Genomic DNA, 21105 nt, shown 5'->3' with positions numbered 1-21105 from the left:
GCACTGTCCCCTTTTCTTTTGTATTCCCTTTTAGTATAACAAATAAAGGTTATTAAGGTGAAAATAGGAATAGTTATATTTTTTTACTACTTAATACAATCCCGCTCACTACATATAGAATAGATGCAATATAAAAAATTGTACCAATCGTAAAGAAATCTACTAAATATCCCGTGGCAATAACCGCTACTGCTCCGCCAATGGATGTCCACACATGGTATTTTCCAATCTCATAACCAGCCTTTTCCTGCGCAACCTTTCGTGCTAACGAAGTCTTCTCAGTATTACGCTGCACAGCACCTAAAACGCCCATTACAATTTGAAGAATATACACATGCCAAACTTCCGTGGCAATTGGAAAGCAAAGCATTAAGATTGCCATGGACCAAGCGTATATGATTAATAATTTTTTATCCCCTACTTGATCAGATACCTTTCCCACTAGTGGATATACAAGTGCTGATGTTAAAGCAAATAAGCCATACGCCCAGCCAAATTGCGAGAAGCTATTTCCAACGTTTCGAAGCAATAATATATAAAAAGGAAATACCATACTTCCTGCCATCATGATGATACTTTGCGAAGCCACAAATCTTCTATATGTCATTTCGTATACTCCCTATAAAATAAATTCACAAATCTCTCTTCTGAATCTATTTCCTTCTTTTTCTTGAGAAATTCTTCAATGCGAGGATATGCCCTCTTTAACTGCTCTTTCGTTGGATAAGAATAATACGGCAAATAGTAACTACCATTATGCTTTAAAGTAACATCAATCATCTTTCGAATGACATCCTCTGTTTCCTTTATCTCACTCTCTGAGCGTCCCTGGTTAATCAAAAGAACCAGCGCAAACATATCATCTTTCGCATAGGACAAAACTGCATTTTCATTCTTTTCCACGTAACGAATCGTAATGTTGAGTAAATTAAACTCATCTTCATTTAATACGTTACGTAAATCATCTATATACTCTGTGAAAGCATCTATAGGTACAAAGTATTCTTGTAACACTTCGGTCCTATTTGGATTTTCATATTCCATAAAAGCACTATCTGATCTCATAACATTATTACGCGTCTCATACTTTCCATCTGTACGTTCAAAATAACCTCTTTGTATATCCCAAAATGTATTCTTTCCCCAATCACTATAACGTGATAACCCAAGCAAAAATTTCGGTGCAGCTATAATATTTTCTTCCTTTAATTCACTGTACTCTTCTCTCATATTTTGATTTTGTGCCAAAGTATAATCTGTCACATACATCTCTTTTAAAAATGAATTTGGAGCAACAGAAATACGCGCTAAGTGCATACGAACATTCTCATCTCTTTTCACTTTCTCTTTGAAATAAGATGCGTATTCTTTATAATCTATCATTCTCGTGTGCATTTCATATAATTCATCATCTGTTAACTTCAGCGTCACATCTAAAATAACTCCAAATAAACCGTAACCCCCAATGACATATGGAAATAACTCTGCATTTTCTTCTCTACTTACATTACGTACCGTGCCATCTGCCATTAACAATCTAAATGAATCTACTGTATCAATCAGTGCCTCATGACGAATATCACGCCCGTGTACATTTACACTTAATGAACCGCCAACAGTAAAAATATTTTGAGACTGCATGACCTGTACCGCAAGGCCATAAGGATTTATTTTCTTCTGAATATCATTCCAGGTGACACCACTTTGAACTGTAATCCGCTTCTTCTCTGGATCAAATTCTAATATTTTATTATATCCTTTCATATCGAGCATCGTGCCATTCGGATAATATGTCTGTCCTCCTTGGCTATGTTGCATGCCTGCAATGGAAATTTTCTCTCCTGAAACTTTTGCATCTCGCACTAATTTTATTAACGAGTGCTCTTCCGTAGCACTTTCAACACGTTTTATTTTTGTCGGAAGCAATTTACCTACATCACTCATAATAGGATGATCAATTTGTTTTTTATACGTATGTACAGACGTTGCAAGCAAAACCGTATATGCGACAATGACCGCTGCTATCTTTCTTTTTTTCAAAGGACACTCTCCTTATTAGCAACAAAAAGAGATACCCTTTCTTTCAGGTACCTCTCTTGACAGTGATTACTTTGCTGCTGGCAATTGTATTGGATCAAATTTATCATACGATGTAAACTTTGCATCCGTAATAATGTGCGCTTTATCCTCACCATTGCTACTCATAACCATATCTATCTTTGCTGATTCATATTTAAAATCTTTTGTAATAATATATTCCCCATCTATTTCTTCTATCTTTGCATTTTGGCCTTGTAGCATTTGTTTCTGCTTTTCATCCATACTAGCTAGCATACTCTCTGTCTCTTGCCCTTTTAATGCAAACTTCAGCTTATAATTATCTCCACTTTTCTCCATCTTCACTTTATTTAAAATTTCCGATGGAATCTCTAAATTATCTACCATTCCTTGAGTCGCGTTCATTCCGTTAGCATTCAATTGTTCCTCTGGTACAGACATAATTTCACCCGTATTAGGATTTTTCAACTGACCAGCAATTTTGCCACCCACATCATAAACAACAACCTCTGTACCAGAAACATTCATTTCAGAACGAGAATTTTTTTCTTCGGCTCTAGTTGCATTTTAGCCTTTATTACATTCATCTCTGTTCCTTCAGCCTTTATTCCCACATCATATGTCATCGTTACATTTTCTTCGTTTTTAAAAGCTTCATTCGCTTTATTGAAAACATCCTTCGCTGTTAATTCCTTTTCTTTCTGCACAGCTTCTTTTTTCGGTTCATCAGTCTTTTTTGTTTTCTCATTACTACACCCTACTCCTAGACCGACTGCAAGTACTAAACTTGAAATTAAAATAAGTTTTTTCATAACGTCCCCTCCTTCCCCAAAATAATATCATCTCTTTTCCTATTAAATCTATATAATTCGTAATATTTATCTTTAAATTTATTTCCTATATAACAACATGTTTGAGAAAAAGTTTAAATATGATGTAAATAATAACAACTCATTTCAGGAGGTCATTATGAAAGCGATTATTTGTACAAAGTACGGACCACCTAATGTTCTCCAGCTTCAAAATGTAGAAAAGCCTAAACCTAAAAAAAATGAAGTATTAGTTAAAATTCACGCAACAAGTGTATCGACTGGAGATTGTAGAATACGTGGCTTTAATAGCCCCCTCTTATTTTGGATTCCTATGCGGATCATATTAGGTTTCAGAAAACCGAGAAAACCTATACTTGGCGTAGAGTTATCCGGTGAAATCGAAGACATTGGAACAGATGTAACACAATTTAAAAAAGGAGATCAAGTTTTTGCATTAACAGAACTAAACCTTGGTGGTTATGCGGAATACACATGCGTGCATGAAAGTGGATTAATAGCATTAAAACCTACCAATGTGACATATGAAGAAGCTGCCGTTATTCCTTTTGGCGGAACTTCAGCATTGCACTTCCTTAGAAAAGGACAGATAAAAAAAGGGCAACGAGTACTTATATACGGCGCCTCTGGGTCAGTAGGGACAGCTGCCATACAACTTGCTAAATACTTCGGGGCGACTGTCACAGCCATTTGTAGTAGTTCGAATTTCGATCTAGTAACAACTTTAGGGGCAGACAACATAATTGATTATATGAAAGAAGATTTTACTAAGCAGGGCAAGCACTACGATATTATATTTGATACAGTTGGAAAATATAAAAAGTCTCTTTGTACAGATGCATTAATGCCTAATGGAAAATATGTATCTGTGAACGGAATGATGGCAAAGGTCAGTAAAGAAGATATGAACCTACTAAAACAACTAGCTGAAACAGAAAAGCTAAAACCTGTTATTGATAGAACTTACCGATTAGAAGAAATTGCTGAAGCTCATATATATGTAGAAAAAGGACATAAAAAGGGGAACGTTTCGATTATCTTAAAATAAAATATATTCCGAAAATATCATTGACAATTCTTTTTGTACGATTTACTATTAGTACCATATTCAAAACTACATACACATACTCTTATCAAGAGTGGCGGAGGGACTGGCCCGATGATGCCCGGCAACCGAGCTTATGACGTATAAGCTAAGGTGCTAATTCCTGCAAAACGAGTTTTCGTTTTGGAAGATAAGAGAGGAATCTATTTCGTCTATTCGGCACCTCTCTTATTTTTGGGAGGTGCTTTTTATTTTGGAACGTATATGAAGGGGGGATTTATAGATGAAAAAGGTATTATTAAGCATTGTAAGCGGAGCAGTATTATTATTAGGCGCATGTAGCGTGAGTTCAGATAAAGAGGTAAAAGCATTAGACGAGAAAAAGATTACTGTCGGTGTAACAGGTGGACCACATGAACAAATTTTTGAAAAGGTAAAAGAAGTTGCAGCAAAAGATGGTCTCGAAATTGATATAAAAGTATTTAATGATTATGTAGCGCCAAACGTATCTTTAGATGAAAAAAGCCTTGATGTAAATAGCTACCAAACGAAATCGTATTTAGATGTATTTAAAGCTGAACGCAATATGAAATTAGCTGAAGTATTTTCAACAGTAACATTCCCTATGGGCGTATATTCTAAAGATATAAAAGATGTAAAAGACTTAAAAGAGGGCGACGCAATTGCTGTACCAAATGACCCAACGAATGAACTTCGAGCTTTAAAATTATTTGAAAAAGCAGGGGTTTTAAAAGTTGATCCAAAGGCTACAGAAAAAGCGACTGCAAAAGATGTAATTGAAAATCCAAAAAAATTAAAGATTGTCGAATTAGAGACATCTCAATTACCAACACAACTAAGTGAAGTGAAAGCAGCTGCAATTAACACAAACTTTGCATTAGGTGCAAAATTAAGTCCAGCGAAAGATTCTATCTTCCGCGAAGGAAAAGATTCACCATATGTGAACTGGGTCGTTGTTCGTACTGAAAATAAAGATGATGCCGTTGTAAACAAATTAAAGAAAGCTTATCAATCTAAAGAAGTAAAAGAGTTTATCGAGAAAAAATTTGATGGTTCAGTTTTACCATCTTGGTAGGAGCTGGCGATAATGATTGAATTAAAAAACATATCCAAAGTATTTACAACAAAAAAAGGGAATGTTGAGGCTCTTAAGTCTACTTCCCTTAAAGTAGAAAAAGGCGAGGTATTTGGAATCATTGGGTATAGTGGCGCTGGTAAAAGTACATTGATTCGATGTGTAAATTTATTAGAAAAACCAACGACAGGAAATATCATTGTAAACGAACAAGACTTAACAACGTTATCGACAAAAGAACTAGCAAAATCGAGACAAAAAATCGGAATGATCTTCCAAGGATTCAATTTACTTAAAACTGTTACCGTTTATGAAAATATCGCATTACCGTTACGGCTTGCTGGCATTCCAAAAGCAGAAATTGAAAAAAGAGTAGAAAAGTATTTACGCATTGTCGATCTTTTTAATAGAAAAGATGCGTATCCAAGCGAACTTTCTGGTGGTCAAAAACAGCGTGTTGCAATTGCTCGTGCGCTATCACATGAACCTGAAGTGTTATTAAGTGATGAAGCAACGAGCGCATTAGATCCCGAAACAACCGATTCTATCCTTGATTTGTTATTAAAGATTAACGAAGAAATCGGAATTACGATTTTACTCATTACACATGAAATGAATGTCATCCAGCGTATATGTGACCGCGTTGCTGTTATGGAACACGGATCTGTAGTCGAAAGTGGGACTGTAAAAGATATTTTCACAAACCCACAACATGTAACCACGAAGAAATTTGTAAATAGCGCATTTGCAGCGAAAATTCCAAAAGAGGTACAGAAAGAACTACAAAGTACTGGAGAAATTGTAACACTTTCATTTATTGGCACTACTTCAGGGGAACCTGCCTTAGCCGTTGCCACAAAACGTTTCCAAGTGTATCCGAATATTTTATCCGGTAATATTACGCAGTTAAAACATGAAGCATATGGGAAACTAGTCGTTCATATGCAAGGGGAACAAAATGAAATCCACCGTGCTTTATCATTTTTACAAGAGCAAGGAATCATCGTAGAAGGAGGTAGAACAGATTATGGGAAACAAGTCCTTTTTGGATGAATGGGGTAAAGTCATATGGGAAGCCACAATCCAAACCTTTCAAATGACATCTATCTCATTACTCATCTCGATCCTTATTGCACTGCCACTTGGCGTCACACTTGTTTTAACGAGACCTGGTGGACAGCGTGAAAATAAAATCATCTATCCTATTCTTAATACAATTATTAATATCATTCGCTCTCTTCCATTTATCATTCTATTATTCTTTATTTTACCTTTTACAAAGTTTCTAATGGGAACGTCCATTGGCGTGCAAGGTGTTATCATACCGCTTGTCGTCTTCACAGCCCCTTATATCGCACGTTTAATGGAGACAGCTTTACTAGAAGTCGATCGCGGTGTCATTGAAGCCTACCAAGCGATGGGCGTTTCTACTATAAAAATCATTTGGCACGTTATGGTGAAAGAAGCACGTCCCTCCCTTGTACTCGGATTAACAATCGCAACGATCGGCTTAATCGGCGCAACAGCAATGGCTGGCCTTGTAGGTGCTGGCGGGCTAGGGGATTTAGCATACCGCTTCGGACATTTACGCTACGAGCCTGAAGTAATGTATGCAACCGTCTTTATTTTAATTATCCTCGTTCAAGGATTACAGTCTTTAGGGAATGGTGTTGCACGAAGATTGAAGAAAGATTAAAAAAGAAGGCATCTCACCCTGGTGAGATGCCTTCTTTTTTATCTTTTAAATCCACCTTCTGAATGAATAACTTGCCCAGTAATCCACTCGGCCTCTTCACTTACTAAAAATTTAATGAGTCTAGCTGCATCCCTTGGCTCACCAATTCTGCCAAAAGGAAACATCGACTTTAACCCTTGTTTTATCTCTTCAGTCATCCATCCTGTATCGGTTGGTCCTGGATTAATTGCATTCACTGTTATTCCTAAATGAGCTACCTCTGCTGACAACGTACTAGTAAGAGCATCAATAGCTCCCTTCGTTGTCGCATAAGCTAGTTCTCCTGCCATAGGACCTTGAAATTGCCCCGAAGTAATATTAACAATTCTACCACCAGATTTCTTATCAAATCCCCGGGAAAATTGACTACTGAGCAATGTAGTCGCACGAACATTTACCATATAATGCTTATCTAATTCTTCAACAGTCAACGTAGAGAAATCATTATTCGTAGAATATGCTGCATTATTAATTAATATATGAGGGTACCCTAATTGTTCAGTAACTTTATTTATAAGCTCTTTTGGTGCATCATTCTGAGTTAAATCTAACTCCATACTTGATACTTTAACACCGTTTTTTAGTAACTCTTCTTTTAATTGTATTTGTTCATTTTTATCAACGCCCCAAGGCATCTCTTTATCGTAAGCTGTCCAATACGTAAAAAATATATCGTATCCTGATTCAGCTAATTCTTTACAAATCGCTGCCCCTATACCATCTAGACGACTTACCCCTGTAATAACTGCTACTTTATTTTTTAATTGGTTCATCATATACTCCTCCAAGTTTAAAGGACGCATATTTTATATAAGAGATATAAACTTTCCCACAAAAAAGACAGATACATAAAATAGGCACCTATCCTTATAAAAGGGATGTACAAGCCAAATATGCATTCCTTGAATGATTTACAGATAACTAAATAAACCCTCGCTTATGAGAGAAAAATTTATCTATCTAGTAGTTTCTAATCATTACAAGTTCATCCACATATTGAGTCTTTGTCTCCTTTACATATATCTCTATTCTTAGTTTATCAAAGCAGATAAAATGTTACAAAAAATAAAACAATTATTCACAACCTATCCTTGTTCACATTCTCTCCATTGTGAATCTTTTCACATTGGATATATAATAAACGTGTAAATACAATATTGGAGGGATTTCAATGGTTATCAATTTTTTAAGAACTGATAAACGTGCTACTTTCATATTATTACTTTTACGGCTTTACATAGGATATACATGGCTCGCTGCTGGGATAGGCAAAGTCTTCGGACAATCTTTTGACGCAAGCGGTTTTCTAAAGGGTGCTATTGCTCAAGCATCAGGTGACCATCCTGCAGTACAAAGTTGGTGGGCAGATTTTCTTCAACATTTTGTCCTTCCAAACGCAGACCTATTTAGCTTTTTAGTTCAATGGGGAGAAATTTTAGTAGGTCTAGGTTTGATTTTAGGCGGATTAACAAAAACAGCTGCATTTTTCGGAATCATAATGAATCTTTCATTTTTATTAAGCGGAACTGTTAGTGTAAACCCAAACCTGCTTATTTTGACTATGTTCATTTTAGTTGCAGGGCAGAACGCTGGACGTATTGGATTAGATGGCTATGTTTTCCCTAAACTTTTCCGTAAAAACAACCACAGAACATATAAATTAAGTAAAACTGCGTAGTAACAATTTACTTTTAAAATATAAATAAGAAAAAGAGCCTGAATATAGGCTCTTTTTCTTATTTATCCTAATTTAAACTTTTAACGAACCACGAAAACCTCTGGCAGCATAGTAAGAGTCTGCTCCATTGTGGTACACGAAAACATGTCCAAAGCGATAATCGCAAAATAGAGCACCACCAAGCTCTCTAATATCTGAAGGTGTTTGTACCCAACTCGATGATTTCATATCAAAATCTCCAAGTTGTTGTAACTCTCGATATTGTTCTTCCGTTAATAACTCAATACCCATAGCGGCCGCCACATCAATAGCGTTATTTTCTGGTTTATGCTTTTTTCTTGATTCTAACGCTTCAAGATCATAACAAAGACTTCTGCGGCCTTTAGGACTCTCCTTTGAACAATCATAGAAAGTATATTCGTCCTTTTCTTCATCATAACCAATAACATCCGGCTCACCACCAGTTACTTCCATTTCGTTAAGTGACCACAATTTTTCATTATTAGTAGTCAGCTTCGCTTCAACTTTAGCCCATTCAAGACCTTCATGGCGGTTCATGTTTTTCTCAAAACGAGCTTGCAATACTTTCAATAACTCTTCACGTTTTTCTACTAGTAAGTCATTTTTATTTCCTGTCATATTAGTCCTCCCTGATGTATGTACTGATAGTAGTTTAAGTATATATTTTATAATAAATCATCTCAATATGAAGACCGTTTCAATCATATGTCTTGTACAAACATCTATTACAAAGTCCTAAAACCCTCCATACTCTCTTCAAGCATATAGTGTGAAAACCACATCAAGTTCTGCTTCATAATAGCCACATGAACTCCTGGTTGGTCAGAACTATATGCCATTCCTTTAAATATAATTAATTCTGTATCAACTTCCATATCCATTAATCCTTGATATAGATCATATGCATTTGTAATCGGAATTCTTGCATCCTTTTCCCCATGTTGAATTAAGGTAGGCGTACAAGCTGATTTAATATACGTCATAGGTGATGTCTTCGTATATATATCTGGATCATTCCATGGAGTATTTCCTAAATACATTCTAATAAAGTAAGGTATATCTGTATTTACATAATGGGTACTCCAGTTAGTTATTCCACCGCCAACTGAAATAGCTTTAAACCTGCTACTAAATGTAGAACAAAAAGCTGATACATATCCACCATTGCTCCATCCCATAACTCCTACTCTATCTTTATCTACTATCCCTTGATCAACTAGTTTATCAACTCCTGATATAACATCGTCGTAGTCAGCAATCCCCTGTTTTCTATAGTTAGCTTTTAAAAATTCATTACCATAACCTGAACTTCCTCTGTAATTTGGTTCTAAAACGATAAAGCCTTTTTCAACAAACTGTTCAATCGGATATTTCTCATTGAAGCAGTCTGAAAATATCGGAAAAGATGCCCAAGCCGGACCACCGTGAATTACTACTAATAAAGGATATTTTTTATTAGTGTCAAACTCTACTGGCGTTGATAAAACACCTTCTATTTCAAGACCATCACTACTTTTCCATGAGATGATTTCCCTGTTACTTTTAAGTTTCCCTTTGAAAAAGCTATTTTCATCCGTTATTTTTTTATCGTCTAAATAGATTTCAAAGGTTTCATTTGTTATAGCCTTATTATAGGTTATATGATTTCCATCCTTTGTTATAGAGGCATCCATTATAAAGCCATCTATCTTGTCGCTTAATGCTTCCACAGTGCCATCTTCAGCTAGTAATCCAATACGATAATTCGTTTTATCCTGCCACCTAATTAAAATCCCTTTAGCCGTCCACTGTAATGGCATAATCGTACTATCAAAATCGGTTAAAGGTTGAATTACTTCTCCCGTATTCATATCATATATCTCTAATGTACTATCTTGTATATGATTTTTATAGTAATCCTTCTCTCTTATGCTTGCTGCGTAACATATTTTACTGCCGTCAGGAGAAAAGCAAACACTCCCTCCCAACAACTTATCCACATTCAGCTTTTGTAGCTCTCCAGCTTTAATATGGAGTATGTATAGATCTCCATTTATATAATCTGCCATATTTGAGCTTGGTGCCGCCATAAATACAACCTTTTTACCATCATTTGAAATATCAAATTCATGGATATGAAAATCCTTACCATCCGTTAATTGATAAACAACTCTGTTCTCGTGTTCATCTGTATCACTTTGTATCACCTTTTCTATTTCAATGTAATATAAACAATTATTCTGGTGTTCCTTACCTATATGTTGAAAATCTCCATATAGGTCCTTACGTTTCTTTATCTCTTCACATTCTTTTGACTGCGTAACATAATAAAGACCCTTGCCAGTAGGACCCCATTTGAATGTACTGACTCCTTCTTTCTTATCAGTAATTTGAACCTCTCTATAATCATCTAGTGACTTAACAAATATCTGATTTTCCCCATCACCAACTGGACTAAGATATGCGATACACCTAGCATCTGGAGACCATAATGGGTGTGTACTATCTATATCACCATTTGATAATGGGTAACTCTGCTTCTTATCTTTTTCATATATCCATACATGATTCCTATATGTATTGTCTTTCCAATCAGACGTCTTCTTAACAAATGCTACGTTTTTACCATCATCACTTATGTTTGTACTTGATACGGTTGGTAATGAAATAATCTCTTCTATACTTAAATATGTTTTTGCTTTCACTTTCATATAATAAGCCCCCTTGTAGTGTCCATGAATCTACCGTCTCTTCTTGTCGTAATAAAGGAAATTGTTCATGGATACTTAAAATAGTAACGGAAAATTCAGATAAATAAAAGTGAATCCGATAAAGTAAAACTTTAATCTATAGGGCTCTTTCCGCTTATCAATTTTAGATGTTCTTTTTCGACACAAAAATACCCCTTTAGATAAAATATCTAAAGGGGTGCAAATTTGTAAATTTATTTTAAAGCTATAACTATATTTATTAACCTACCAATCTCCTACTCAACAGTAACAGACTTAGCTAAGTTACGTGGCTTATCAACGTCACACTCGCGGTGAAGTGCTGCGTAGTATGAGATAAGTTGTAATGGAATAACTGCTACTAGCGGTGCTAGCGCTTCGTGTACAGCTGGTAATACGAAGCTGTCACCTTCCATTTCTAAGCCTTTCATTGAGATGATACATGGGTTAGCCCCGCGTGCTACTACTTCTTTCACGTTACCACGAATTCCAAGGTTTACGTGCTCTTGTGTAGCAAGTGCGATAACTGGTGTACCATTTTCAATTAAAGCGATTGTACCGTGTTTTAACTCTCCTCCAGCGAATCCTTCTGCTTGGATGTAAGAGATTTCTTTTAGTTTTAACGCACCTTCTAATCCTACGTAGAAGTCTACGCTACGGCCGATGAAGAAACAGTTACGCGTTGTTGCTAAAAATTGTTTTGCTAATGCGTCCATTTCTTCTTTTTGATCACAAAGTTCTATCATTGCATTTGCTACAAGTCCTAGTTCGTGTGTTAAATCGAAATCAAGAACTTCACCTTTTGCTTTAGCAATATCAGCCGCTAAAATTGAAAGTACTGCAAGCTGTGCTGTGTAAGCTTTCGTTGATGCAACTGCAATTTCTGGTCCAGCGTATAACGGAAGTGTATAATCAGCTTCACGAGAAAGCGTAGAACCAGGCACGTTTGTAATTGTTAATGCTTTATGCCCCATTTCATTTGTTTGTACAAGTACTGCACGGCTATCAGCTGTTTCACCACTTTGTGAAATGTAAATGAAGAATGGTCTTTCTGTTAATAATGGCATGTTGTAGGAGAATTCACTTGCCACGTGTACTTCAACTGGCATTTTTGCAAACTTCTCGATAAATTGTTTTCCAACAAGACCTGCATGATAACTCGTTCCACATGCAATGATGTAAATGCGATCGCTATCTAAAATCGCATTGCGGATGTCTTGATTTAATTCAATTTCGCCATTTTCATCTTGATACTTTTGAATTATATTACGGATTACAAGTGGTTGCTCATCGATTTCTTTAAGCATGAAATGAGGATATGTTCCCTTTTCAATATCACTTGCGTCTAATTCCGCTGTAAATGGTGCACGTTCAATCGTTTCACCTTGTAAGTTTTTAATTGTAATACTTTCTTTCGTTACGATTACGATTTCTTTATCCATTAACTCAATGAATTGATCTGTAACTTGTAACATCGCCATAGCGTCGCTTGCCACAACATTAAAGTTGTCACCAACACCTACTAATAGCGGGCTTTTGTTTTTAGCAACATAAATCATGTTTGGATTTTCAGCATCAAGTAATCCGATTGCATAAGAGCCATGTAAAAGAGATAGCGTATTACGGAACGCTTCTTCTACACTTAATCCTGTGCTCACTTGTTGTTCCATAAGCTGTACGATAACCTCTGTATCTGTTTCACTTACGAACGTTACATCTTGTAAATATTCCTTTTTCACTAATTCATAGTTTTCAATTACACCGTTATGAACTAATGTAAAGCGTTTTGATGTACTTTGATGCGGATGCGCGTTTACTTTACTTGGAACACCGTGTGTAGCCCAGCGTGTGTGTCCGATACCTACGCTTGCTGCTACGTTCTCATCTACGATTTCACGAAGTTTTGCGATACGGCCTTTTTCTTTGTATACAACAACACCGTTCTCTGCTTGTACTGCAATACCTGCTGAATCATATCCACGATATTCTAGCTTTTCTAAACCTTTTAATAAAATTTCCTTTGCATCTTGCTCTCCAATAAATCCTACGATTCCACACATGTTTAGTCGCCGTTACAAATGCTTACACTGCTCTGCGAACATGTAACGACATAGTCCGATACCATTTTTATTTATACTAAAAAACGGATTACATATTGCTAGCCCTGTAAGCTTGTAACGGCTTTCACCTTCCTCTCGATTGGGTTTAAGTCCGTATATACTTATACAGCTAGTTTTCATCCGTTCCTCTTCTCTCATCACACTTTCACCTTTGTCCACTAAGTCACCTTAATGATTTAAGTAAAAGCTTGCGGTTGTGATGAACAACCGGGAGTCATCCGCCGAAATCTCGATAAACCCCACCTCGTCAACTACACTATTTGTAGTTCTGGCGCTTTTATAATTTACAATATTTCCTTTGAGAAAAAGAACAAGACCATCTTATAACAAACATGGATAAACCGTCAATGAAATTTTTTTCATCGTCTATAAAACATATGAAAAAGGAGCACTTTTTGTGCTCCTTTTTCATATAAATTCAGCTAATTATTCAGCGCCAACTTCGGCTTTCACAACTTCTACAATGCGATGTACATATGCATCACAAACTTCTTGTGTTGGTGCTTCTGCCATTACACGAATAAGTGGCTCTGTTCCAGATGGGCGAACAAGAATACGGCCATCACCGTTCATTTCTTCCTCTACAACACGAATAATTTCTTTAATTTTTTCATTTTCTAATGCTAATTTTTTATCTGTTACACGAACGTTTACTAGCAATTGTGGGAATTTCGTCATTTCCCCTGCAAGCTCAGATAATGGCTTTTTCGTCATTTTCATGATGTTTACAAGTTGAAGTGCACTTAACATTCCATCACCAGTTGTAATGTAATCAAGTAAGATAATATGGCCTGATTGTTCTCCACCTAGGTTGTAACCTCCGCGCTTCATTTCTTCCATTACGTAGCGGTCACCAACTGCTGTTTTATCACTTGTAATATTATTTGCTTCAAGTGCTTTGTAGAAACCTAAGTTACTCATAACAGTTGAAACAACTGTATTATGTTTTAATTGACCAGTTTCTTTCATGTACTTCGCACAAATGAACATAATTTGATCACCGTCAACGATGTTTCCTTTTTCGTCTACAGCAATTAAACGGTCGCCATCGCCATCAAAAGCAAGTCCGATATCCGCACCTTTTTCTTTTACCAATTCAGCTAAGCCTTCTGGATGTGTAGATCCTACACCCTCATTAATATTCATACCATTTGGAGAAGTTCCCATCGTTGAAATATCAGCTTCTAGGTCTGCAAATAAGTATGGAGCAAGAGAAGAAGTTGCACCATGTGCACAATCTAAAGCGATATGTAGGCCAGAGAAATCTTCTTCAACAGTTTGTTTAATGTACTGTAAATATTTTTGTCCACCTTCAAAGTAATCACTCACTTGTCCAAGATTAGTACCTGTCGGACGTGGTAGTTCATCAACTTCTTTGTCTAATAAAGCTTCAATCTCAGCTTCTTGCTCATCTGTTAATTTAAAGCCGTCTGAACCAAAGAATTTAATACCGTTATCTTGTACTGGATTATGAGATGCAGAAATCATAACACCCGCTTGTGCGTCTAGTGCTTTTGTTAAATAAGCAACGCCCGGTGTAGAAATAACGCCAAGGCGCATTACTTCTGCTCCAGTTGATAATAGCCCTGCTACTAAAGCTCCTTCTAACATATGGCCAGATACACGTGTATCACGACCAATAATTACTTTTGGACGATCTGTATCTTTTGTTAATACATAACCACCAAAACGTCCAATTTTGAAAGCTAATTCAGGTGTTAACTCCTTATTTGCAACTCCGCGTACTCCATCTGTACCAAAATATTTACCCATTATGATTCGCTCCTTTTTCTTGCTCTTTTTGATTGTGATTATCTACTGTTGGTTCTTGACTCGTTTCTTTATCTTTATCTTTATTTTGATTTTGGTTTTGATTCTTTTCCTGTTCTTTTTCTGAATCAGGTTCAGGATTTTTTGGTTTCTCATTTTGATTTTCTTGATCGGTGTTTGAATCCGGTTGTTGACCGTTACCCTGTACTTCTTTATCTGGTTTTTCTTTCTTCACAATAGTAACTTTAGCACTTTTTTGTTTTGGCTCTATTGAAATATTACCAGGACCACTCACTTGAATTGAAATATCTTTCGTTCCTGGAGATACATTTTGCAGATTAATTACCGCTGTTATTTGAGCAGCTGTTATTTTATCTACTATACTTGCTTCTCCTGAAATATCAACACTTATCTTTCCATCTTGCGGCGAAAGTAGCTGAGCAGTAACATCTTTAGAAAGTCCATTTTTCTGGATTGGGATACCATCAATCGTTTTTGTTTTCGTTTGTTTTGTTTTTTGCACTCCCACCGAAACCTTCACTTGATTCGGTTTGGCACTTGTTACACCCTTGGGTAATAAAACAGAGGCATCGAATGTTGTAGACTCTGTCAATTGACTAAGATCTACTTCGACCCCCTCTAGCGATTGTATATTATCCAAAATATCTTTTGGACCAGCTATCGTTACTTCTCTCGGTTCAACACTGATATTTGTAACCGCCAATCCTTCTGCTAAACTCCCCTTCTTCGTATACGTTACAGGAACAGTTTTTTCAGTATTATTGGCTGTATTTTGCGTTGCCACATTCAACGTTACACTAATCTTAGATGGACTTGTTCTTACATTTAAACGTTTTCCTTCTTTATTGTATAATGTAACTTCGGGCGTTTTTGTAACAGTTTTATTAACACCTTTTAAATCAACATACGCTTTGGCAGATGAAATGCTTTCAATTTCTTCTTTCGTCCCAACTACCTCAACAGTATCCGGTTTAAGGCTTGATTTTTCTAGAGTAGCCCCCGCTGGCATCTGATCCTCATTTGATAATTTCAGATCTACATGAACATATTTTCTCGCCTTTTCATGAAGAGTAACTTTAATTGTTGATGGCTGAACTGTTCCTTTCACATCATCTGGAAGCCCGTTCGTTTTTAAAGAAATCTCATAAGTTCCTTTTGGACTATCTCGCAAATCAACCGGTATGTCAAATTGTTTTTTTGCTTTTGCTGTAGCAACTGATGCTTTTGGGCCTTCTAATTTTACTTTAACGCCCTCTGCCGGAATACCACTTACAATATATTTCTCCTCATCATACTTAAGATTAATAGCATAATTAGTTAATGTTTCTTTCGTATCATTTGCAAAAGGTAATATACCTGATGTCGTATTTTTTTCAGTTAACGTCGCTGACATAAAAAGCATACACGCCAATAGTAATGAGATCCCTTTTAAAAACCAATGATTCTCCATTAACTTATCCATGACGCTTTCTCCTCCAATTCCATAAAGACGAAGAAGTCGTTTTTTCGTTTCCACTAAATTCAGCTAATAACATATCCTTCAGCTGTTCTGTCTTCAAATCACGATGCAACTTACCATTTTTCGTTAAAGAAATTTGACCAGTTTCTTCAGACACAACTACTGTAATACTATCAGTAACTTCACTAACTCCCATTGCAGCACGATGTCTAGTTCCTAATTCTTTAGAAATAAACGGACTTTCTGATAATGGAAGATAGCATGCTGCTGCTTTAATTGTACTTCCTTGCATAATTACCGCTCCGTCATGAAGAGGTGTATTTGGAATAAAAATATTAATAAGTAATTCCGATGATACGTTTGCATTCAGCGGAATACCCGTTTCCACATAATCACCCATACCGGTCTCTTTTGACAAAGTAATTAATGCACCAATTCTACGTTTCCCCATATATTCGGTTGCTTTTGCTATCGCTGTTGCAACCATTTCAGGTTCATCATCCTCATGCGTTCCAACACGCGAAAATAAACTTCCGCGCCCTAGCTGCTCAAGTGCTCTTCGCAATTCTGGCTGAAAGATAATAATAACGGCTAAAAATCCCCACGTTAATACTTGTTCAGTTAGCCAAGATAGCGTACGCAATTCAAGGAAAATACTGATCATCTTAACGACGATAATAACTGTAATCCCTTTTAAAAGTTGAACAGCTTTTGTCCCTCGGATTATAAGAATTAGCTTATATATAATAAACCATACAATGGCAATATCTAATGCCGTACTAAGATATTTCAAAATGGTCGTATCTTCAAAAGGCATGCTATCCCTTCCTCCTACTTACGAGCAATTCTATCCATATATTGAAATATTGTTTTATGCTCTATCTGTATGTATTTCCAACAACTAGTTAATTATACCATACATGAAACAAACGACAATTACAAACAACCCCCTTTAGCTCAAATTGGTAAGATGTCAAACATTTTTATTGTACAGTATAATATAAATCATTATTATACGCCTATTTTCAAATAAAAAAAGCAACTTCTCAGTTGCTTTTCTTACATTTATTTTAGTTTTTCACCGAATAAAGAACCCATTAAAGCAACTGCTGTTGTTGCCGTTCTATTTCTCTCATCTAAAATCGTATTTACCTCAACAAATTCAGCAGATGTGATAATATCAGCTTCTGCTAACATTTCCATCGCCAAATGACTTTCACGATAAGATAGACCGCCAATTACAGGCGTTCCAACACCTGGTGCATCATGAGGATCAAGACCGTCTAAATCTAATGATAAGTGTACACCATCAGTATGAGATAAATATGCGATTGTTTCTTCCATAACAGCCGTCATCCCCATACGATCAATTTCATGCATTGAGAACACTTTAATACCTTCATTGCGAATGAAATCTTTTTCTCCTTCATCCAATGCACGCGCACCGATAATTACAACATTCTCTTTTTTCACCTTTGGATATGCTCCGTATAAATCTACAAGTGAAGAATGTCCATAACCTAAACTTGCTGCAAGTGACATACCATGAATATTTCCAGATGGTGAAGTTTCCTCTGTATTTAAATCACCGTGTGCATCATACCAAATAACGCCTAAGTTTTTATAATGTTTTGCTACACCAGCTAATGTACCGATAGCAATACTATGGTCACCACCTAATACAAGTGGAAAACGACCTTCTTCTATAATATGATCCACCTTACTTGCTAATTCATTACATACAGTTGCAACTTGTGTAAGGTTTCTTAATTTTGTATTTTCATCTATCTCTTTTTCTCTCTCTATACATATATCTCCCATATCTTTAACGTCATATCCAATTTCTTCAATTCTTTCAATTACCCCTGCATAACGGATCGCGCTCGGTCCCATATCAACTCCACGACGCATCTGTCCTAAATCCATTGGAACTCCAATAACTGAGATTTCTTTTTTCATAGATAGTATCCCCCTTTTATGCCTTCACTAAATATTTTAAATCTTTTATATAGTCTGACTCAACTCGACATTTTTCTGTATGGATATACAATTTATTCACTTATATTCATACTGAAAACCAAATTTCAAGACTATTCTATGTATAAAGTTAACTTAATGAAACAATCGCAATCACTATTATTAAATAATAATAATAAAACACTCCTACATTTAGAAGTGTTTTTCTGATGCTATTTTCCATACTATTGCAATATTTTTTGTTGTCATTTCAATATTTTCTTCTGCTACTTTATATGCTTCTTCTAGTGTCATCGGTCTCGTTGTAATACTAAATACCGCATCTATTCCTTTCTCGTACACAGCTGAATAATCACATGATACAGACCCTCCAATAGCAATTACAGGCACAGAAAAACGTTTTGCACGCCCCGCAACACCCACAGGAGCCTTTCCATATGCAGTTTGTTTATCTATTCTACCTTCACCAGTTATAATGAGATTTGCATCTTCTATATGTTTATCGAAATTTGTATAATCTAATACAATTTCAATGCCCCTCCGCAAGTCTCCCTTTAACACTGAAATAACAGCCGCTCCCATTCCTCCCGCTGCCCCTGCACCAGGTATTTCAGATACATCAAAAGATACATATCGTTTAAGCATATTCGCATAATGTTGTAAATTCTCATCTAGCTCTTTCATCATCTCTACATTTGCACCCTTTTGTCTCCCAAATATGAAAGATGCTCCCTGCATTCCGACTAATGGATTATCCACATCACATGCCGCTTCTATCTTTACCCCCTTTAAGCGGGGGTCCATTCGTGAAAAATCAATAGCAACAATCGAATGTAATGTGCCTCCAGATGGATCTATTACTTCACCCTTGTCATTTATAAATCTTACTCCTAAAGCTGCTAACATACCTGCCCCACCATCATTTGTAGCACTTCCGCCAAGTCCTAAAATTATGTACTCCACTCCTTGATCTAGCGCATGTAATATAAGTTCTCCTGTTCCTTTTGTCGTTGTAATAAGTGGGTTGCGCTTTTCAACTGGAACGTGCTGTAATCCTGATGCTGCTGCCATTTCTATAAACGCTGTCTTTTTATCTTTAGAAATGCCATAAAAAGCTTGTATACCTTCTCTAAGCGGTCCTGTCACACTAATTGATATAATTCTCCCCCCTGTAGCATCAACAAGTGATTCAACCGTCCCTTCTCCTCCATCTCCAATTGGTATTTTCACATACTCTGCATTAGGAAAAATTGCTCTAAAACCTCTTTCAATAGCTCCACATACTTCTATAGCTTTTAGGCTTTCTTTATATGAATCAGATGCAATAACAACTTTCACAATTATCTCCCCATCCCTTATTTTTACGTTTTCTTCATTTTAAACGACAAGTATAAAAGTTGTCTTTTTAAACACAAAAAAAGCTTACATCATATGATGTAAGCTTTTTTATTTAGATGGAGCCTAGCGGGATCGAACCGCTGACCTCCTGCGTGCAAGGCAGGCGCTCTCCCAGCTGAGCTAAGGCCCCTTATTAATTAAGCGGAAGACGGGATTCGAACCCGCGACCCCAACCTTGGCAAGGTTGTATTCTACCACTGAACTACTTCCGCAAAAATGATGAGCCATGAAGGACTCGAACCTTCGACCCTCTGATTAAAAGTCAGATGCTCTACCAACTGAGCTAATGGCTCGTAAATGGCTGGGCTAGCTGGATTCGAACCAGCGCATGACGGAGTCAAAGTCCGTTGCCTTACCGCTTGGCTATAGCCCATTAATATTTACTAGTATGGTTATCTTTTCAAAAAAATAAACCCTCTCAGGTTATTTTAAAGAAAATGGTGGAGGGGGGCAGATTCGAACTGCCGAACCCGAAGGAGCGGATTTACAGTCCGCCGCGTTTAGCCACTTCGCTACCCCTCCGACATTTTAAATATATATGGTGGAGGATGACGGGATCGAACCGCCGACCCCCTGCTTGTAAGGCAGGTGCTCTCCCAGCTGAGCTAATCCTCCAAAAGTGGTGACCCGTACGGGATTCGAACCCGTGTTACCGCCGTGAAAGGGCGGTGTCTTAACCACTTGACCAACGGGCCAAAAAAGTTTTAAACCTATTCCCAAGCTTCCAACCGGGCTTGAACCGGTGACCTCTTCCTTACCATGGAAGTGCTCTACCAGCTGAGCTATGGAAGCATAATGGCTCCGCAGGTAGGACTCGAACCTACGACCGATCGGTTAACAGCCGATAGCTCTACCACTGAGCTACTGCGGAATAATATTAGCCTGGCAACGTCCTACTCTCACAGGGACAAGGTCCCAACTACCATCGGCGCTAGAGAGCTTAACTTCCGTGTTCGGTATGGGAACGGGTGTGACCTCTCTGCCATCATTACCAGACTTTTATCATTATAAACATTTCTTTCGAAATGTCAAGAAGAAATTTTAATGCATATTCCTTCAAAACTAGATAACATTGCTACATATTATATGGTTAAGTCCTCGATCTATTAGTATTCGTCAGCTCCACATGTCACCATGCTTCCACCTCGAACCTATCAACCTGATCATCTTTCAGGGATCTTACTAGCTT

General features: G+C 36.8%; 17 protein-coding genes, 9 tRNA genes, 2 rRNA genes, 1 pseudogene and 1 riboswitch. Of the genes and pseudogenes, 5 read left to right on the top strand and 24 right to left on the bottom strand.

Annotation, left to right across the window (positions count from 1 at the left end):
• Positions 1 to 73: 73 nt before the first annotated feature.
• The 3 genes and pseudogenes from ACS2CR_RS23505 to ACS2CR_RS23495 all read right to left on the bottom strand — a co-directional run bounded on the left by ACS2CR_RS23505 (position 74) and on the right by ACS2CR_RS23495 (position 2870).
• Positions 74 to 607 carry an MFS transporter gene (locus ACS2CR_RS23505; RefSeq protein WP_000222367.1) on the bottom strand — a complete coding sequence of 178 codons (534 nt, stop codon included), beginning with the start codon at positions 605 to 607 and terminating at the stop codon, positions 74 to 76.
• Positions 604 to 2040 carry an FAD-binding oxidoreductase gene (locus tag ACS2CR_RS23500; RefSeq protein WP_153602669.1) on the bottom strand — a complete coding sequence of 479 codons (1437 nt, stop codon included), beginning with the start codon at positions 2038 to 2040 and terminating at the stop codon, positions 604 to 606. Before ACS2CR_RS23500 ends, ACS2CR_RS23505 begins: the two co-directional genes overlap by 4 nt.
• Before the next feature lie 66 nt (positions 2041 to 2106).
• Positions 2107 to 2870, bottom strand: a pseudogene (locus ACS2CR_RS23495) (hypothetical protein).
• A 157-nt stretch (positions 2871 to 3027) separates the two neighbouring features.
• Here ACS2CR_RS23495 and ACS2CR_RS23490 point away from each other — a divergent pair.
• The 4 genes from ACS2CR_RS23490 to ACS2CR_RS23475 all read left to right on the top strand — a co-directional run bounded on the left by ACS2CR_RS23490 (position 3028) and on the right by ACS2CR_RS23475 (position 6725).
• Positions 3028 to 3936, top strand: a complete 909-nt coding sequence (locus ACS2CR_RS23490; protein WP_053514341.1) for an NAD(P)-dependent alcohol dehydrogenase — start codon at positions 3028 to 3030, stop codon at positions 3934 to 3936.
• A 79-nt stretch (positions 3937 to 4015) separates the two neighbouring features.
• Positions 4016 to 4130: riboswitch (SAM riboswitch) on the top strand.
• Positions 4131 to 4216: 86 nt separating this feature from the next.
• Positions 4217 to 5029, top strand: coding sequence for a MetQ/NlpA family ABC transporter substrate-binding protein (locus ACS2CR_RS23485; RefSeq protein WP_053514342.1), 813 nt, complete (start codon positions 4217 to 4219; stop codon positions 5027 to 5029).
• Between the two features lie 12 nt (positions 5030 to 5041).
• A complete protein-coding gene (locus tag ACS2CR_RS23480; protein ID WP_000571318.1) occupies positions 5042 to 6082 on the top strand; it encodes a methionine ABC transporter ATP-binding protein in 1041 nt (346 codons plus the stop codon).
• A complete protein-coding gene (locus ACS2CR_RS23475; protein WP_053514343.1) occupies positions 6057 to 6725 on the top strand; it encodes a methionine ABC transporter permease in 669 nt (222 codons plus the stop codon). Before ACS2CR_RS23480 ends, ACS2CR_RS23475 begins: the two co-directional genes overlap by 26 nt.
• Before the next feature lie 38 nt (positions 6726 to 6763).
• Here ACS2CR_RS23475 and ACS2CR_RS23470 read toward each other — a convergent pair whose 3' ends face one another.
• The gene (locus ACS2CR_RS23470) at positions 6764 to 7540 is read right to left on the bottom strand and encodes an SDR family oxidoreductase (protein WP_053514344.1); all 777 of its coding nucleotides are present in this window, start codon (positions 7538 to 7540) and stop codon (positions 6764 to 6766) included.
• Between the two features lie 395 nt (positions 7541 to 7935).
• Between ACS2CR_RS23470 and ACS2CR_RS23465 the strand changes: the two genes are divergently transcribed.
• Positions 7936 to 8442, top strand: coding sequence for a DoxX family membrane protein (locus ACS2CR_RS23465; protein ID WP_000236368.1), 507 nt, complete (start codon positions 7936 to 7938; stop codon positions 8440 to 8442).
• A 72-nt stretch (positions 8443 to 8514) separates the two neighbouring features.
• On the opposite strand, the gene ACS2CR_RS23460 is transcribed toward ACS2CR_RS23465, so the two are convergent.
• The 20 genes from ACS2CR_RS23460 to ACS2CR_RS23365 form a co-directional block, all read right to left on the bottom strand.
• On the bottom strand, positions 8515 to 9081 hold the full coding sequence (locus tag ACS2CR_RS23460; RefSeq protein WP_000147390.1) for a DUF4256 domain-containing protein: 567 nt from the start codon (positions 9079 to 9081) through the stop codon (positions 8515 to 8517).
• Between the two features lie 107 nt (positions 9082 to 9188).
• Positions 9189 to 11153, bottom strand: coding sequence for a S9 family peptidase (locus ACS2CR_RS23455; protein ID WP_053514345.1), 1965 nt, complete (start codon positions 11151 to 11153; stop codon positions 9189 to 9191).
• Between the two features lie 275 nt (positions 11154 to 11428).
• Complete coding sequence (glmS, locus tag ACS2CR_RS23450; protein WP_000334163.1) at positions 11429 to 13231, bottom strand: glutamine--fructose-6-phosphate transaminase (isomerizing); 1803 nt, start codon at positions 13229 to 13231, stop codon at positions 11429 to 11431.
• A gap of 12 nt (positions 13232 to 13243) precedes the next feature.
• Positions 13244 to 13429, bottom strand: coding sequence for a hypothetical protein (locus tag ACS2CR_RS23445; protein ID WP_001206405.1), 186 nt, complete (start codon positions 13427 to 13429; stop codon positions 13244 to 13246).
• 288 nt (positions 13430 to 13717) lie between these two features.
• Complete coding sequence (gene glmM, locus ACS2CR_RS23440; protein WP_000521476.1) at positions 13718 to 15064, bottom strand: phosphoglucosamine mutase; 1347 nt, start codon at positions 15062 to 15064, stop codon at positions 13718 to 13720.
• Positions 15057 to 16544, bottom strand: coding sequence for a CdaR family protein (locus tag ACS2CR_RS23435; RefSeq protein ID WP_016111280.1), 1488 nt, complete (start codon positions 16542 to 16544; stop codon positions 15057 to 15059). The genes glmM and ACS2CR_RS23435 overlap by 8 nt, the downstream gene beginning before the upstream one ends.
• The gene (gene cdaA / locus ACS2CR_RS23430) at positions 16537 to 17358 is read right to left on the bottom strand and encodes a diadenylate cyclase CdaA (RefSeq protein ID WP_001115697.1); all 822 of its coding nucleotides are present in this window, start codon (positions 17356 to 17358) and stop codon (positions 16537 to 16539) included. Before cdaA ends, ACS2CR_RS23435 begins: the two co-directional genes overlap by 8 nt.
• Before the next feature lie 248 nt (positions 17359 to 17606).
• Positions 17607 to 18500 carry an arginase gene (gene rocF, locus ACS2CR_RS23425; RefSeq protein WP_000711563.1) on the bottom strand — a complete coding sequence of 298 codons (894 nt, stop codon included), beginning with the start codon at positions 18498 to 18500 and terminating at the stop codon, positions 17607 to 17609.
• 210 nt (positions 18501 to 18710) lie between these two features.
• Positions 18711 to 19856 (bottom strand): glycerate kinase, encoded by a 1146-nt coding sequence (locus ACS2CR_RS23420; RefSeq protein ID WP_053514346.1) that lies wholly within the window; start codon positions 19854 to 19856, stop codon positions 18711 to 18713.
• A 117-nt stretch (positions 19857 to 19973) separates the two neighbouring features.
• Positions 19974 to 20046: transfer RNA gene (locus tag ACS2CR_RS23415), tRNA-Ala, on the bottom strand.
• Positions 20047 to 20056: 10 nt separating this feature from the next.
• Positions 20057 to 20128, bottom strand: a tRNA-Gly gene (locus ACS2CR_RS23410).
• An 8-nt stretch (positions 20129 to 20136) separates the two neighbouring features.
• Positions 20137 to 20209 (bottom strand) — tRNA-Lys (locus tag ACS2CR_RS23405).
• A 5-nt stretch (positions 20210 to 20214) separates the two neighbouring features.
• Positions 20215 to 20289: transfer RNA gene (locus ACS2CR_RS23400), tRNA-Gln, on the bottom strand.
• Positions 20290 to 20354: 65 nt separating this feature from the next.
• A tRNA-Tyr gene (locus ACS2CR_RS23395) sits at positions 20355 to 20438 on the bottom strand.
• 17 nt (positions 20439 to 20455) lie between these two features.
• Positions 20456 to 20531, bottom strand: a tRNA-Val gene (locus ACS2CR_RS23390).
• Between the two features lie 5 nt (positions 20532 to 20536).
• Positions 20537 to 20611 (bottom strand) — tRNA-Glu (locus ACS2CR_RS23385).
• A gap of 24 nt (positions 20612 to 20635) precedes the next feature.
• Positions 20636 to 20708, bottom strand: a tRNA-Thr gene (locus tag ACS2CR_RS23380).
• Positions 20709 to 20712: 4 nt separating this feature from the next.
• A tRNA-Asn gene (locus ACS2CR_RS23375) sits at positions 20713 to 20787 on the bottom strand.
• A 9-nt stretch (positions 20788 to 20796) separates the two neighbouring features.
• Positions 20797 to 20912, bottom strand: a 5S ribosomal RNA gene (gene rrf / locus ACS2CR_RS23370).
• Positions 20913 to 21002: 90 nt separating this feature from the next.
• A 23S ribosomal RNA gene (locus tag ACS2CR_RS23365) occupies positions 21003 to 21105 on the bottom strand; the annotation flags it as partial.

It is taken from the genome of Bacillus cereus group sp. BceL291 (assembly GCF_051776705.1).
Lineage (GTDB): Bacteria > Bacillota > Bacilli > Bacillales > Bacillaceae_G > Bacillus_A > Bacillus_A cereus.
The sequence above is the reverse complement of the archived record's forward strand: the minus strand, read 5'-3'. Positions and strand labels throughout refer to the sequence as shown.

Excerpts from the sequence above, each read along its gene's own strand:
- ACS2CR_RS23505 (WP_000222367.1), bottom strand. The coding sequence starts at position 607 with ATGACATATAGAAGATTTGTGGCTTCGCAAAGTATCATCATGATGGCA.
- ACS2CR_RS23490 (WP_053514341.1), top strand. The coding sequence starts at position 3,028 with ATGAAAGCGATTATTTGTACAAAGTACGGACCACCTAATGTTCTCCAG.
- ACS2CR_RS23485 (WP_053514342.1), top strand. The coding sequence starts at position 4,217 with ATGAAAAAGGTATTATTAAGCATTGTAAGCGGAGCAGTATTATTATTA.
- ACS2CR_RS23480 (WP_000571318.1), top strand. The coding sequence starts at position 5,042 with ATGATTGAATTAAAAAACATATCCAAAGTATTTACAACAAAAAAAGGG.
- ACS2CR_RS23475 (WP_053514343.1), top strand. The coding sequence starts at position 6,057 with ATGGGAAACAAGTCCTTTTTGGATGAATGGGGTAAAGTCATATGGGAA.
- ACS2CR_RS23470 (WP_053514344.1), bottom strand. The coding sequence starts at position 7,540 with ATGATGAACCAATTAAAAAATAAAGTAGCAGTTATTACAGGGGTAAGT.
- ACS2CR_RS23465 (WP_000236368.1), top strand. The coding sequence starts at position 7,936 with ATGGTTATCAATTTTTTAAGAACTGATAAACGTGCTACTTTCATATTA.
- ACS2CR_RS23460 (WP_000147390.1), bottom strand. The coding sequence starts at position 9,081 with ATGACAGGAAATAAAAATGACTTACTAGTAGAAAAACGTGAAGAGTTA.
- ACS2CR_RS23455 (WP_053514345.1), bottom strand. The coding sequence starts at position 11,153 with ATGAAAGTGAAAGCAAAAACATATTTAAGTATAGAAGAGATTATTTCA.
- glmS (WP_000334163.1), bottom strand. The coding sequence starts at position 13,231 with ATGTGTGGAATCGTAGGATTTATTGGAGAGCAAGATGCAAAGGAAATT.
- ACS2CR_RS23445 (WP_001206405.1), bottom strand. The coding sequence starts at position 13,429 with ATGAGAGAAGAGGAACGGATGAAAACTAGCTGTATAAGTATATACGGA.
- glmM (WP_000521476.1), bottom strand. The coding sequence starts at position 15,064 with ATGGGTAAATATTTTGGTACAGATGGAGTACGCGGAGTTGCAAATAAG.
- ACS2CR_RS23435 (WP_016111280.1), bottom strand. The coding sequence starts at position 16,544 with ATGGATAAGTTAATGGAGAATCATTGGTTTTTAAAAGGGATCTCATTA.
- cdaA (WP_001115697.1), bottom strand. The coding sequence starts at position 17,358 with ATGCCTTTTGAAGATACGACCATTTTGAAATATCTTAGTACGGCATTA.
- rocF (WP_000711563.1), bottom strand. The coding sequence starts at position 18,500 with ATGAAAAAAGAAATCTCAGTTATTGGAGTTCCAATGGATTTAGGACAG.